This window comes from Janthinobacterium violaceinigrum (assembly GCF_009208555.1).
Taxonomy (GTDB): Bacteria; Pseudomonadota; Gammaproteobacteria; order Burkholderiales; family Burkholderiaceae_D; genus Janthinobacterium; species Janthinobacterium violaceinigrum.
Map to the genome: position 1 here is coordinate 98,282 of NZ_WFLI01000004.1, position 14,931 is coordinate 113,212.

Annotated in this window: 8 protein-coding genes; 2 read left to right on the top strand and 6 right to left on the bottom strand. The window is 62.0% G+C overall.

Annotated features, from left to right (window positions below; all coding sequences use genetic code 11):
- Positions 1–397: 397 nt before the first annotated feature.
- The 6 genes from GCN75_RS04770 to GCN75_RS04795 all read right to left on the bottom strand — a co-directional run bounded on the left by GCN75_RS04770 (position 398) and on the right by GCN75_RS04795 (position 8,447).
- Positions 398–1,417 (bottom strand): glucokinase, encoded by a 1,020-nt coding sequence (locus GCN75_RS04770; protein WP_152281594.1) that lies wholly within the window; start codon positions 1,415–1,417, stop codon positions 398–400.
- Positions 1,418–1,807: 390 nt separating this feature from the next.
- Positions 1,808–2,770, bottom strand: a complete 963-nt coding sequence (locus GCN75_RS04775) for a VTT domain-containing protein (protein WP_152258920.1) — start codon at positions 2,768–2,770, stop codon at positions 1,808–1,810.
- A gap of 27 nt (positions 2,771–2,797) precedes the next feature.
- Positions 2,798–4,489 (bottom strand): ABC transporter ATP-binding protein, encoded by a 1,692-nt coding sequence (locus GCN75_RS04780; RefSeq protein ID WP_152281595.1) that lies wholly within the window; start codon positions 4,487–4,489, stop codon positions 2,798–2,800.
- A 9-nt stretch (positions 4,490–4,498) separates the two neighbouring features.
- On the bottom strand, positions 4,499–5,617 hold the full coding sequence (locus GCN75_RS04785; protein WP_152281596.1) for an ABC transporter permease: 1,119 nt from the start codon (positions 5,615–5,617) through the stop codon (positions 4,499–4,501).
- Positions 5,618–5,623: 6 nt separating this feature from the next.
- A complete protein-coding gene (locus tag GCN75_RS04790; RefSeq protein WP_131374152.1) occupies positions 5,624–6,562 on the bottom strand; it encodes an ABC transporter permease in 939 nt (312 codons plus the stop codon).
- A 28-nt stretch (positions 6,563–6,590) separates the two neighbouring features.
- A complete protein-coding gene (locus GCN75_RS04795) occupies positions 6,591–8,447 on the bottom strand; it encodes an ABC transporter substrate-binding protein (RefSeq protein WP_193317380.1) in 1,857 nt (618 codons plus the stop codon).
- A 622-nt stretch (positions 8,448–9,069) separates the two neighbouring features.
- Here GCN75_RS04795 and GCN75_RS04800 point away from each other — a divergent pair.
- On the top strand, positions 9,070–11,850 hold the full coding sequence (locus GCN75_RS04800; RefSeq protein WP_152281597.1) for a TonB-dependent receptor: 2,781 nt from the start codon (positions 9,070–9,072) through the stop codon (positions 11,848–11,850).
- A gap of 179 nt (positions 11,851–12,029) precedes the next feature.
- Entirely contained in the window at positions 12,030–14,702 is a 2,673-nt protein-coding gene (locus GCN75_RS04805) for a TonB-dependent receptor (RefSeq protein WP_152281598.1), read from the top strand.
- Positions 14,703–14,931 lie beyond the last annotated feature (229 nt).

The following is a 14,931-nucleotide window of genomic DNA, read 5'->3' on the forward strand; positions in this document are numbered from 1 at the left end:
AGCAATTCTGTGCGGATGTGTGTTGCAATTCGTATGCAGAGAAAGAAATCAAAAACGTTCATTTCAACGTAACAGATGGCAGACATCATGATGACGCCGTGCTGGGTTACTAGTTGAGGCTGTTTTTCCGACGCCTTGGCCGATGCGCGCAAAGCGGGACTAAAGCGGATGCAGTGAAAGTCCTGCCATCCATGGTGCTGGCCTTAAATAACCAGCAATGAAACGAACTCCGGAGCAGCTGCTTCTCCCGTGGCGGCCAATCAGCCAGACCGGAGAGCGACAGTCGTCGTTTCATCCAACGATGCCAATTGTACCTGATAAAAAGCGGAAAAGCGCAAAACCGGGCAAAACACGCGTTTTACCCGGTCCTGGCGCGACACATCGCCCGCTCCCCGCATCACAGGGAGGCGAGTTTCTCCGAGAGAATGGCCGATGCGCCCAGGAAAGCTGGGTACTGCGCCGTGATGACGAAGGTAGGCACTTGCGACACATAATTGGCGAAGCGGCCCTTGCGCTCGAAACGGGCGCGGAAACCGGAACGGTCGAAGCGCGCGCCCAGGCGCGGCACGATGCCGCCGCCGATATAGATACCGCCCAGCGCGCCCAGGGTAACGGCGACGTTGCCCGCCACCGTGCCCAGCATGCAGCAGAACGCTTCGATGACGTCGTCGCACAGCTGCGATTCGCCAGCCAGCGCGCGGCGCGTGATCTCCGCCGCCGGCAAGTCTTCGGCCGGCACGCCCGCGCGGTCGGCCAGGGCGCGGTAGATCAGTTCCAGGCCATCGCCGGAAATCAGGCGTTCGGCCGAGACGTGTTCATATTCGCGCCAGGCAAATTGCAGAATGCTCACTTCCACTTCATTGAACGGCGCAAAGCTGACGTGGCCGCCTTCGCTTTGCAGGGCGATCCAGCCGCCGTGCGACGGAATCAGACCCGACACGCCCAGGCCCGTACCGGCGCCGATCAAACCGATGGCCGTGTTCGGACGGGCCGTGCCCGCGCCGATCTGATGCTTCTGCTCGCTCGACAGCTGCGGCAAGGCACGCGCCAGGGCCGTGAAATCGTTGACCACGTCCAGGGTCGTGAAACCGCACTCTTCGCGCATGGCGCGGATCGAGAACGACCAGTGATGGTTCGTCATGCTGAGGAAATCGCCGTCGACCGGGTTGGCGATGGCGATCATGGCATGGCGCACGGCTTGTCCGCCCGCGGCAGCGATGTGCGGCAGGGCCAGGTAGGCTTGCAGGGCGGCGGACAGGCTCGGGTAATCGGCACAGGGCAGCACTTCCACCAGGGTGATGTGGCCGGCGGCCACTTCCAGGGCGAAACGGGCATTCGTGCCGCCCACGTCGGCCAGCAGGCGCGGTCCATCGGCAAAGGCAGAAGTCGGCAATACAGGTGAAGACGAAGCGCTCATGATTTTAAATGATGAAGTGGGACGCATGGGACGCCAAGCTTAAAGGATGAATGCGCCCGGAGGCAAGCAAAGTTTGTAGTTTAAGTACATCAAAACAAGCCTTTATTGGTAGTTCCACTCCAAATGCAACAGGCAAGGCAAAAGTTGCTCATAAACAATGATTTGTAGTAAGCACTTGCACTCGGCAGACGCACGAAAACCATGCTGCACAGCAGCAGGAATCACCTGAAAAGCAGAGTATGCCGGAGTTTGCGCAAAGCCGCTTTGTCCGTGGCGGTGCCGCTGTCGCGCTGCCGTCCGGGCAGCCCGGCAATGGTGTTTTCGTATTATTACTACCGGTTTTTACCGTGGCGTTTTACTGCCAGCCTGGCGTGCCGGCGGCAGTGCGGATCAGGAGGGCAAGCCTTCGCCCAGCAGGCTGGCGGGCGCCGGCTGGTCCGAGCGGTAGGCGGCATTCCACGCGTCGAGGCCGCCATGCAGGGGCTTGGCCCGGTGAAAGCCGTGCTGGTGCAGCAGCTTGGCTACTTGCGCGGCCGTCACGTCGTTGGGACAGCTGCAATACACGATGATGTGGCGGTCCTTGTCCATGGCGATCATGGCCGGCACCGGTTCCTTGCCATTGAAGAACAAGGCGCCCGGCACGGCCGGTTCCAGCGCCTGCGCCGTGGCGCTGCGCGCATCGACCATCAGCGGTTCTTCACCCTGCTCGATCAGGTCCAGCAATTCATCGATGCCGATGCGCTCGATCTGCAAGGCCTGGCGGAAACGCCGGCGCTCGAGGAATTTGTACAGCAGGAACAGGCCCAGCAAGGTAGCCAGCATCAGCAAGGCCGTGCTGCCCATGGTGCTGAGCAAGTCGAGCACCTGCTGCACGCTGGCATGGAAAATCACGCCGACGACGATGCCCGTGCCGCTCCACAGCAAGGCGCCCAGGCCCGCGTACAGGAAAAACTGGCCCGGCGGCGTGCCCAGCGCGCCCGACATGGGTGCGGCCACGGTATTGAATCCCGGCACGAACTTGGAAACGACCAGGGCTTTCGGGCCCCAGCGCTTGAATTTGTCTTCCGTCTGGCTGACGCAGTAATCGGGCGACAGCGAGATGCGGCACAGCAGCCGCAGGATGCGCTTGCCGAAATGGCGGCCCGCGCGGAACCACGTGAAGTCGCTGATCAGGCAGGCGCCCAGCGCGGCGGCCAGCACCAGTCCCCCATTCATGTCGCCATCGACGGCCAACGCTCCCGCCACCACAAGGATGGGAAAGGCGGGAATCGGCAGGCCGAGCTGCTCCACCAGCACGATGCCAAAGACAATCAGGACACCGTAATGTTCGAGCAGGTAAATGAGGTTGGGCATGGGCGCTATCTTACCGCAAAAGCGTGTTTATATTTGCACGCCCTTCGGGATGGCGCTCAGCAAGGTACGCGTGTACGGATGCACGGGATTGCGGTACAGCTCATCCGAATCGGCCAGCTCCACCACCTGCCCCTTGTGCATCACCATCACCTGGTCGGCGATGTATTTGACCACCGACAAATCGTGCGAAATGAAGATGTAGGACAGGCCGAATTCATCCTGCAAGTCCTGCAGCAGGTTCAGCACCTGCGCCTGCACGGACACGTCCAGCGCCGATACGGATTCGTCGCACACGAGAATTTCCGGCTGCATGGTCAGGCAGCGGGCAATGGCGATGCGCTGGCGTTGGCCGCCGGAAAACTCGTGCGGATAGCGGTGGAAAGCCTGCTCCGGCAAGCCCACCTTGTCCAGCAGCCAGTAGGCCTTGGCGATGCGCTCCTTGTCGTCGGCGCCGATCTTGTGGATGCGCATAGGCTCGAGCAAGATCTGTCCCACCGTGAAGCGGGGGTTCAGCGAAGCATACGGATTCTGGAAGATGATCTGGATGCGGCGCTTATACGGCAGGTATTCCTTGTTCGGCATGGCAATCAGGTCCTTGCCGTGGAACATGGCCGTGCCGCCCGTCGCCTGGTGCAAACGCAGCAAGGTCAATCCCACCGTCGTCTTGCCGGAGCCGGATTCGCCCACCACGCCCAGTGTCTTGCCGCGTGGCAAAGTAAACGACACATCCTTGACTGCCTGGAATTCGCGCTTGCCGAACAGGCCTTCGCGCGTATAAAAGCTCTTGCTCAAGTTATTCACCACCAGCACAGGTTCATCGCCCGGGGTGTAGCCGCGCGTGCGCTGCTTTACCTCGACGCCGGGGCCGGCCTTGCCTTCCATATAATCGGCGATGACGGGCAAACGCCACGGCCGCTCGTCCAGGGACGGGCGGCAATGCAGCAGGGCCTTGGTATAACTGTCCTGCGGCGCTTCGAATACCTGGCGCACCTCGCCCGTCTCGCGCACTTCGCCGTGGCGCATGACGATCACCTGGTCGGCAATCTCGCCCACCAGGCCCAGGTCGTGGGTAATGAACAGCACGGACATCTGGTGTTTCTTTTGCAGCGCCGCGATCAGGTCCATGATCTGCTTCTGGATCGTCACGTCCAGCGCAGTCGTCGGCTCGTCCGCGATCAGCAGCTTCGGTTCGCAGGCAATCGCCATGGCGATCATCACGCGCTGCTGCTGGCCGCCCGACATCTGGCTCGGGTAGGCGTCGATCTTGGTGGCCGGGTCGGGGATGCCCACTTCCTCGAGCAGTTCCAGGGTGCGGGTCCGCGCCTGCTTGCGGTTCATGCCCATGTGCTGGCGCAGCACTTCGGCGATCTGGAAACCCACCGTAAACACGGGATTCAGGGACGACATCGGCTCCTGGAAGATCATCGAGATATCCTTGCCGCACATGGTGCGCCGCTCGGCGATCGACAGGTCCAGCAAATTGCGCCCGCCGAAATGGATGCTGGATCCGGGATCGATGATGGTGTTATCCGGCGGCAGCAGGCCCATCACGGCCAGGGAGCTGACGGACTTGCCGCTGCCCGATTCGCCCACCAGCGCGACGGTGCTGTTGCGCGGCACGTTGAACGAGATGCCCTTGACGGCTTCGAACGTGGTCTTCTTGTCCAGGCGGAAGGTGACGCGCAGGTCGCGCACTTCCAACAGGTTATTCTGGTCCATGAGCAACTCCTATTTCACTTTGGGGTCGAGCGCATCGCGCAAGGCATCAGTAAACAGCGAGAACGCCGTCACCAGCACGGCCATCGCCGTGGCGGCGGCCGTCAGCTGCCACCATTTGCCCAGGATCAGTTCATTTTGTGCCTCGTTGAGCATGCTGCCCCACGACACGGTACCCACCGGCACGCCAAAGCCCAGGAAGCTCAAAATCACTTCCGCCTTGATGAAGCCCACCACGAGGATGGACATCTGCACCAGCGCCACGTGGCTCACGTTGGGGAAGATGTGCGAGAACATCTTGCGCCAGTGCGAAGCGCCGATGGCGTCGGCCGCCATCACGTATTCGCGCGCCTTGTGCTTGATGTATTCGGCGCGGATCAAGCGGTACGGTCCCGTCCAGCCCGTCAACCCCAGGATCAGCACGATGGTCAGCACGCCCTTTTGCTGCAGCACGGCCGCCACGGTGAGAATCATCAGGATCGACGGAATCGATGTGAAGATGCTGTAGAACCAGTTGAAGAAGTCATCGACCATGCCGCCGAAGTAGCCGGACACGGCGCCAAACAGCGTGCCCAGCACGACGGCCAGCAAGGCTGCCACCAGGCCCACCACGATCGACGTTTCGCCGCCCTTGATGGTTTTCTGCAGGATGTCGTGGCCCCACTTGTCGGCGCCGAACGGCAGTGTCGCCGCCTTGTGCGTGACGAGTTTCTTGGCCTTGCCCATGCCGGCGCGCAAGGCCGTCAAGTCGTCGGCCAGCGGGTCCGTGACGCCATACATGTCGACGCCGGCGGACGGATCGCTTTTCAACTCGGCGCGCAATTCGGCGATGTCGTCGGCCAGCGGATCGAGCACGTTGACGGGCGTGGGCGCGCTGCGCTCGTCGGCCAGGGGAATGGCCCCGTCGCCGGCCGCGGCCGCGTCCTTGTCGGCGCCGACAAACGTGGGCGGCGCATAGCTGACGGCCACTTCATCTTCCCAGTTCGCCGCCACCAGGCCGCTGGCGGACGCCAGCACCAGCAGGAAAAACGCGCCGACCACGGCCAGCGATACCATTGCAATCTTGTCGCCGCGCAAACGGCGCCACGCCAGGGCCCACAGGCCGGGCGAAGTATGAGGTTTCGACATCATCTCTTTCTACTTCAGTTGTACGCGAGGGTCGACCGCCTGGTACAGCAGGTCGGTGAGCAGGTTGAAGAGCATGGTGGCGGCGGCAACATACACGGTGATCGCCTTGATCACCGGAAAGTCGCTGCGCTCGACGGCCAGGATCACTTCACGCCCGATGCCGGGGATGCCGAAGAAGCGCTCGAGCAGGAAAGCGCCGATCAGCAGGGCCGGCAAGTTCGACATCACATAGGTAATGATGGGAATGGCGGCGTTGCGCAGCACGTGCACCCACATGATGCGGCCTTCCTTCAAGCCCTTGGCGCGCGCCGTGCGCACGTAATCCTGGTTCGCCTCGTCCAGCACGAAGGTGCGGAACAGGCGCAAGGTGGGCGCGATGGACACGGCCAGGCCGATCAGGATGGGCAAGGTGGAATAGCGCAGCAGGTTTTCCCAGAAGCTGTCGCCCCAGCCCTGCACGGGGAACAGGCCCAATTTATAAGCGAAGCCGTACTGGAAGACGATGATGTAGACGAGGATGGAAATCGACATGCCCACCGTGCAGGCGATCATGACGGCGCGGTCCGTCAGCGAACCGCGCACGAAGGCGATGGCCAGCGCCAGCGCCACGCCGAAAAACGTTTCCAGCACGGTCAGCGGGATCAGCACCATCATGGACGGGCCCAGGCGCGACGTGATGATGTGCGACACGGTTTCGCCCGTGGCCCAGCTTTGGCCGAAGTCAAAGGTGACGATCTGCTTGATGAAGATCCACAGCTGCACGTAGTACGGCTGGTCGACGCCCAGCTGGCGGCGGATGTTGGCGATGCTTTCGGCACTCGACATCTTGCCGGCCAGGATGTAGGCGGGGTCGCCGCCCACCCAGTTGAACAGGATAAACACCAGCAAGACCACGCCCAGCATGGTCGGCAGCATCTGCCACAAGCGGCGCAGGATATAAGCGAACATAATGATTCCTTGTTGTTATAAGCGCTGCTTATTTATTGGCCGAGGCCGCAGGGGCTGGCGCGGCAACCACGGGCGTGCCCGTGCTGTCGATATCCATGTACGCCCATTCCTGGAACAGGATCGGGTGCTTCTTGTAGCCGAGCACCGACTTTTGCGCCAGCATGTTGCGGTAGCGCGCATAGCCGATCAGGGCGCCCGCATTCACTTCCAGGCGGCGCGCCATCTTGTGGAACAGCTCGTCGCGCTCGGGGCTGGCCGGCATGGCCTGGCTGGCCGCGTACCATTTATCGTATTCCGGGTCCTGGTAGCAGCCGTTGTTGTTCTGGTGCGTGTTCGGGCCATAGAACAGCTGCATGAAATTGTCGCCGTCCGGATAGTCGGCCAGCCACGGCGCCGTGCGCGTCTGCATCTTGCACTGCTTTTCCGTTTTTAAGATGTCGGAAAAGATCATGCGGTCGTTTTCCATGCGGATGCCCAGCGAGTTGTAGGTCTTGCGCCACATCTCCGCCTGCAGCACGCCGTTCGCTTCGTTGCGCGAAGCGTAGCGGATCAGCAAAGGCTTGCCGTCAGGCAGAGTGCGCCAGCCGTCGGCGCCCTTCTTGTAGCCGAACTTGTCGAGCAATTTGTTGGCCAGCACGGGATCGTATTGCAGCAGGCTCTTGTAGTGCGGATCGTAGCCGACGACGCCGGGCGGGATCGGATAGTCGAGGCGCTTGGCCTGGCCATTCCAGATGATGCGGATTTCCTCATCAATATTGTGCGCCATGGCAATGGCGCGGCGCAGCGCGATCTTTTCCTTGCTGAAGCCGCCGAGGGTGGGGTCTTCCATGTTCCAGTAGTAATAGCTGATCTCCGGGTCCAGCAGGCGCGACAGTTGCACGCCCTTCTCCGCCAGCTCGGGACGCAGCTTGCCGTTGAGCAGCGCTTTCGGCGCCAGCGGACCGTCGAGCCAGAACACGTCCGTGCCGCCGCTCTGGAAGGACAGCCAGCGCGACTGGTCTTCGATCATCACGGAAATTTCGATGCGGTCGATGGCGGGAATCCGTTTACCCTGCATCTGGCGCACGATGCGCTGGTCGTCCGGGTCGTCGCCGGCCATGAAATTCCACGTCTCGGGCAAGTGCTGCGGATTGCGGTTCAGGACGATGCGGTTGCCGCGCGTCCATTCGCCCAGGGTGTAGTAGCCCGTGCCCACGGGATTCGAGCCCACTTCGCCCTTCACGTCGCCATACTTGTCCACCACTTCGCGCGCCACGGCGGCCGTCGGCACGTAGGCGAGGATCATGGGGAAATTGAAATCCGTCTTGGTCAGCGAGATGCGCAGGGTGTACGGGTCGAGGATTTCCAGGCCGGCCACTTTCTTGCTGTAATCGAGCTTGTTCGACTTGGCCGCGTCCTTCGCCAGGTCGTCCAGGCCCACCACCTTGCCTTCGAACAGCCAGCTGTGCGGCGAAGCCAGGCGCGGGTCGAACAGGCGCTTCCACGAATACACATAATCGGCCATCGTCAGTTCGCGGCGCTTGCCACCGAACGCGGCGTCGGGCGTGAACAGGATGCCTTTTTTCAGGCGGATGGTGTAGGTCTTGCCGTCGGCGGACACTTCCGGCATGGCGGCCGCCGCGCCGGGCACCACCTTGACGGGGCGCGCCAGGTAATCGTAGGTGTACAGGGTGTCGAAGACGGCCTGCGTGATGTGGTTCGAATACAGGTCGCGCGCGGTAGCGGGATCGAAGCCCGTCTCGGCGGCCGGCAGGATATAGCGCAAGGTTTTGACCGGCGCGGCCGCGGCGGCAGGGGCGGCATCCGCAGCAACGGCAGTGGCCGCCAGCGGCAGGGTGGCCAGGCAGGCGAGCAGCGCCACGCGCCGCATCCATGGTGACTTCATGTAATACCCTTCATCTCGATTATCTGTCGCACCGTATTGGTGCGCTTGTACTGGCTTCCCCCTGGGATACAGGATTCCACCGCCAAAACCAGTCCATCCTCGCAAGATCTATGCCTTGTTTTCCGCCAGTCGCGCCGCTGTCCTGACGAGCTGGAAAAAGGCGTAACGATAACGCATATTCTGTTCGCCGGGCAAAAAGCCGCAGCATGCGTGCAACGCGCGGCAAGGATCGCTCGCGGCCTTGCGAACATTTTCCGCAACGCAACATAGCCGCATCGGCGCCGCAAAAAAACGTATTGGTAGAAACCCTTACGTCCACGAATGAGCGCCATTTCAATAGGCCGGCGGAAAGCATATATCGCAGCGCAGCATTAAAAAAAATGCCATTTTAAAAACATCGCAACATTGGAAAAAACACTGTTGTTTCCATGCTGAAAGGTCACATCCCGGCGTTGACAAGCTTTCTCGGCAAGTGGTCTTATCAATCACGGCAACTCACAAAATGCCGTTTGACCCACAGCGATTGCCGACGCAGCAATCTTTTTTAGCTTAGCGAGGTTGTGTCGCAAACCGGCCAGCCGAACTTACTTTCGGAGTTTTGAGAATGATGATGGAAACAGTTATGTCCCGCTCCGTACGCCTGATCTTTTCAGGTAGCGTAGCAGCGGTCAGCCTTGGCATGATGGCTGTGCCGGCAATGGCGCAAGATGCCAATGTACAACGTGTGGAAATTACCGGATCGAGCATCAAACGGGCCACGGCCGAGACCGCGTCACCGGTACAGGTCATCAGCCGCGACGACCTGATGAAGTCGGGCAAGGCCACCGTGGCCGAATACCTGCAAACCCTGACCGCCGATGGCGCGGGTTCCTTGCCGACGGGTTTCGGCAACGGCTTTGCGGCCGGTTCCACGGCCATCTCGCTGCGCGGCCTGGGCGCCACTTCGACCCTGGTCTTGCTGAACGGCCGCCGCATGGCGCCGTTCGCGCGTGCCGATGACGGCCAGAAAAGCTTCACCGACCTGTCGACGGTGCCGATGCAGATCGTCGAGCGCATCGAGATCCTCAAGGACGGCGCCTCGTCCACCTACGGCGCCGACGCCATCGCCGGCGTCGTCAACATCATCCTGCGCAAGGACTTCGAAGGCCTGACCCTGAAAGGCGACACGGGCATCTCCGGCGACAGCGACGCCAAGCAGCACCGCGCCTCGCTGACCTTCGGCAAGGGCAACCTGGACACGGATAAATACAACTTTGTCGTCAATGCCGAATACACCAAATCGGACATGCTGATGAACAATGAGCGCTCCGGCCGCAAATGGATAGGCAAGGCCGACCTGCGTCCGTATGGCTACGCGATCAACACCCAGTTCGCCGGCGGCTACATCAACGGCACCAACGATGCGAATGCCTCGCCCACGGGCCTGATCCGCGATCCCGTCACCAACAACTATGTGTCGCTGCCCGGCTGCGCCAACTTGTCCGTGTCTTCGCCGCAAGATCCGAAGGGCGGCTGTCTGTGGCACCACGACCAGTTCCGCTCGATGCAGCCGAAGATCGAATCGATCAACCTGTACACGCGCGGCACCTGGCAAGTCAATGCCGACACCCAGGTGTATGCGGAAGCGGGCTACTCGAAGCGCGACACGGCGTTCACGCTGATACCGCCATCGGTCACGCCCACCATCGCGTTCCCGCCCAACGCCACCAGCCCGACTGGCGTCATCAACTACGGTTCTGGCGCCGGCACCACCATCGTGCTGGCCGCCAACCATCCGCAAAATCCCTATGGCGTGCCCGTGCGCGTGCGCTACCAGGCCTTCGACGTGGGCGCCAGCACGCGCCAGGCCAACAATGAGTTCAACCGCATCGTGCTCGGCGTCAAGGGCAATGCCATGGGCTGGGATTATGACGCCGGCTACACGCATTCGGAATCGAAGCTGCACCTCGACTACAGCAACATGCTGAACATGGCCGTCGTCAAGGATGCCCTGGGCAATCCGAACAGCAAATATTTCCCGTACTACATCGGTGCGCAGGCAAACAAGAATCCGGCCTCGCTGTACGCGGCCATGGTGACCAACGCCACGTCCGACTCCACGACCAAGCTCGACATCATCGACTTCAAGGCATCGCGCGAGCTGATGCAATTGCCGGGCGGCGCCCTGGGCCTGGCCGTGGGTGCGGAACACCGCCGCGACAAGCTCGACAATCCATCGTTGTCGGGCACGGAAAACGGTTCCATCAACTCCAGCTATGTGGCCGCCAAGGGCGACAGCAAGGTGTCGGCCGTCTTCCTGGAAGTGCTGGCGCCCGTGATCAAGACGGTGGAATTGTCCGGTGCCTTGCGTTACGACAAATACGACCGTTTCTCGTCGACCACGCCGAAACTGGGCGCCAAGTGGACGCCCGTCAAGACCTTCGCCGTGCGCGGCACGTATTCGGAAGGCTTCCGCGCACCGGGCCCGGCCGAAAGCAATGCCAATTCGCAATCGACGGGCACCTCGACCGTCAGCGATCCCGTGCGCTGCCCCGGCGGCAAGCAATTGCCTGGCGCCAATGCCAGCGACTGCGAACTGCAAGTGGCGGCCGTCAAGATCGGCGACCCGAACCTGAAACCGGAAAAATCCAAGGGCTACACCCTGGGCATCGTGTGGGATCCGTTCAACGATACCAGCCTGTCGCTGGACGGCTGGAAGATCAAGCGTGAAAACGAGATCAATCCCCTGCCGTACAACGAAGCGGCCGCCCTGCCGACGGCTATCCGTTCCGACAACAACCTGACCATCAACGGCGTCGTCACGCCGAACACGGGCACCCTGCTGATCACCAAGGCGCCGTACCGCAACTCCAGCTACACGGAGATCAAGGGTATCGACCTGGACGTCAAGCAACGCGTGCGCCTGGGCGACTACGGCCGCGCCACGTTCGGCCTGACCTGGACCCACATCGCATCGTGGGTGCGGGCCGAGTCGGCCACCGTGCGCTACCAGTTCGCCGGCACGCACGGCAACTGCGATACGTCGAACTGCGCCGGCACGCCGAAGGACAAGATCAACGTCACCGGCTCGTGGGACCTGGGCAACTGGAATGTCAGCGGCGTGCTGAACTACCGTTCGGATATGAAAAATATCAAGTTCGAAGGCGACCCTTGCGCCTCCAAACTGGCGAACGGCACACCGGCGCCGAACGGTTGCAAGCTGGCTTCGTTCACCACGCTCGACCTGTCGACCCGTTGGAACTACAGCAAGCAGTTGCAACTGTTTGCCTCGATCAACAACGTGACCGACAAGATCGCACCGCTCGACCCGCTGACCTATGGCGGCATGAGCTACAACCCGATGGACGCCAGCGGCGCCATCGGCCGCTACTTCAAAGTGGGCGCCAGCTACAAGTTTTTCTAAGCTGACAGCCATATCCTGACGCGAGGCGGTGAGCAATCACCGCCTTTTTTTTCGTCCCTGACTGTGGCGCCCGCCACACATCCACACACCTCTTGTGCCAGCGCAAACCTTGCCTGCTGCGCGCCTGTAAAACTCCCTTGCAGGCCGCCCGGCCCATGACCACGCGACAGGAGTGTCAGATGATGCAAATCCGCAGTCCCTCCCCTACCTTGCGCCTGCTGTGCGCCGCCTTGCTTGGCGCCCATGGCCATGCCGCCATGGCGCAGGACGCCGCCGATGCGCCGCCCGCCATGCAGCGCGTCGAAGTGACCGGTTCCTCCATCAAGCGCCTCGTCTCGGAAACGGCCACGCCGCTGTCCATCTTCAAGGCCGAGGACTTTGCCAGACAGGGCTTGACGACGGCACAGGAAGTGCTGGGCAAGATTCCATCGAATGCGTCGAGCATGGGCAGCGGCAATGCCGTCGGCGGCAATACCAGCGGCTTGCCCACGGGCGGCCAGGCCAGCGCCGACTTGCGGGGGCTGGGCGGCGACAAGACCCTGGTGCTGCTCAACGGCCGGCGCATCGCCAACCATCCGTATGACGGCGCCAGCGTCGACCTGAACATCATTCCCATCGCCGCCCTGGAGCGCGTCGAAGTGCTGCGCGACGGCGCCTCGGCCATCTACGGCACGGACGCCATCGGCGGCGTCATCAACTTCATCACCCGGCGTTCCGTCAACGCCAGCAATATCACCGCCGAGGTGATCGCCCCCCAGCACAAGGGCGGCGGCGAGCACCGCATCAACCTGTCGACGGGCTTTGGCGAACTCGACACGGATGGCTACAATATTTTCGGCGTGCTCGACTATCACAAGCAAAACGTGCTGACCTCGCAGGACCGCGCCTTTTCGGCAACGGGCATCGTCCCCGCGCGCGGGCTGTCCATTACCAGCGGCACGACTTTCCCTGGCAACTACTTTGACGCGGCGGCCAACGGCGGCAAGGGCCTGGCCGGCAATCCCTACGCGGCGACCGGCTGCAATCCCCCCCTGTCGGTGCCGGCCGTGCCGGCGAACGGCACCTGCCGCCAGGACTACACGCGCCAGATCGACGACTTGCCGGCCCAGCAGCAGCTGGCGTTCTTCGGCAAGGGCGCCTTCAAGCTGGGCGGCGGCCGCCTGGCCACCGTGGAATATCTGCACTCGGAAAACAAGGTCAAGGCGCGCACGGCGCCGCCGCCGCAAACGGGCCTGGTCCTGCCCAGCACCAGCCCATACTATCCGAGCAACGCGGGCGGCGTGCCGGCCCAGCCCGGCCTGTCGGGCCAGCCCCTGAGCGTGAACTGGCGTCCCGTCGAGGCAGGCCAGCGGCAAATCGATTCCGATGGCAAGGCCGACCGCCTGGTGCTGGCGCTGGAAGGCGAGCTGGCCGGCTGGGATTACAAGACAGGGCTGAGCCATGCGATCAGCAAGTCGTCGGAGCAATTCACGAACGGCTATGTGCAGGATGCGGGTTTTGCCGCTGGCGTGCTGAACGGCATCCTCAACCCGTTTGCCGTGCAGGACGCGGCCGGCAAGGCTTACCTCGCCGGCACGGCCCTGCGCGGCGAAGTCCAGAACGCCAGGGTCACCACCACGGGCTTCGACATCAAGGGCAGCCGCGAGCTGATGCCGCTGGCCGGCGGCCCGCTGGCCATTGCGCTCGGGGGCGAAGTGCGGCGCGAAAAAGCCGACTTCAACGTCAACCGCGACATCGCCGGCCAGGCCGCCAGTTCCGGCTTGTCCGGCTCGCTGTCGAAGAGCGGCTCGCGCACGATCCAGGCCGTCTTCGGCGAAGTCAACTTGCCGCTGATCAAAGACCTGGAAGTGCAGCTGGCCGCCCGTTTCGACCATTACAGCGACGTGGGCAGCACCACCAATCCCAAGCTGGCCGTGCGCTACCAGGCCAGCAGCGCGCTGGTGCTGCGCGGCTCGGCCAGCACGGGTTTCCGCGCGCCCACCCTGTTTGAAAAGAATGCGCCGCCCTCGAAGAACGATACCAACGACACCTATGACGACCCGATCCTGTGCCCCGGCGGCGTGCCGCAGCCGGGCGCCAACCCCCTGCGCGATTGCGACTTGCAGCAGTTCAAGCTACAAGGCGGCAATGAAAAGCTGAAGCCGGAAAAATCCACCACCTTCGCCGTCGGCCTCGTGCTCGAACCGCTCAAGGAGGTGACCGTCGCCATCGATTACTGGAACATCCATTTGAAGGACAAGATTTCCTCGCTACCAGAGCAATCGATCTATGGCAACTACGAAAAATACAAGGCCTTGTTCCTGCGCAATCCGGACGGTTCGCCCTATGCCATCCTGGACTTGAACGACAACCTGGGCGAAGTGAAAACCGACGGCATCGATGTGAGCCTGAATGCACGCCTGGCACGGGGCGCGTATGGCGATGTCAGCGTGTCGCTCGACGGCACGTGGACCCGCAAATACGATTACCAGAACGAGCGCGGCGGCGACTTTATCGCCAACGTGGGCCGCTATGCGGACAACAACCCGGTGTTCCGCTGGAAACATACTGCCACGCTGAACTGGCGCAGGGGCAACTGGGGCGCCACCCTGTCGCAATCGTTCAAGTCCGGCTACACGGACCAGAACCTGGTCGCGCCGCCATACCGGCACGACGTGCCGTCGTACAGCCTGCTTGGCGTATCGGGCAGCTATGCACGGCAAGGCTGGCTGCTGACGGCCGGCGTGAAGAACCTGCTGGACAGGGAGCCGCCGTTCTCGAACCAGGGCACCCTGTTCCAGAAAGGCTATGACCCGCGCTACACGGACCCGGTCGGGCGCGCCTATTACCTGCGCGGCAGCTATACGTTTTAAGGGGAGTTTTTCGGTACATCAGGCATCGCTGGCAAGCATTTGCCAGGCATGCGGAGAACGGCGCCAGCAGCGATGCTGCGCGCCGTTTTATTTTACGCATCTGAGCACGGCTGACAAGGGTTCACGATATTTTATTCCTGAAGTAATGCAAAAAAAATAGCAATATGTTGCATTTCATCCAAAAAGCCTCCACGAAATTGACAATCTGAATCGTGAATGTTTTGATGAG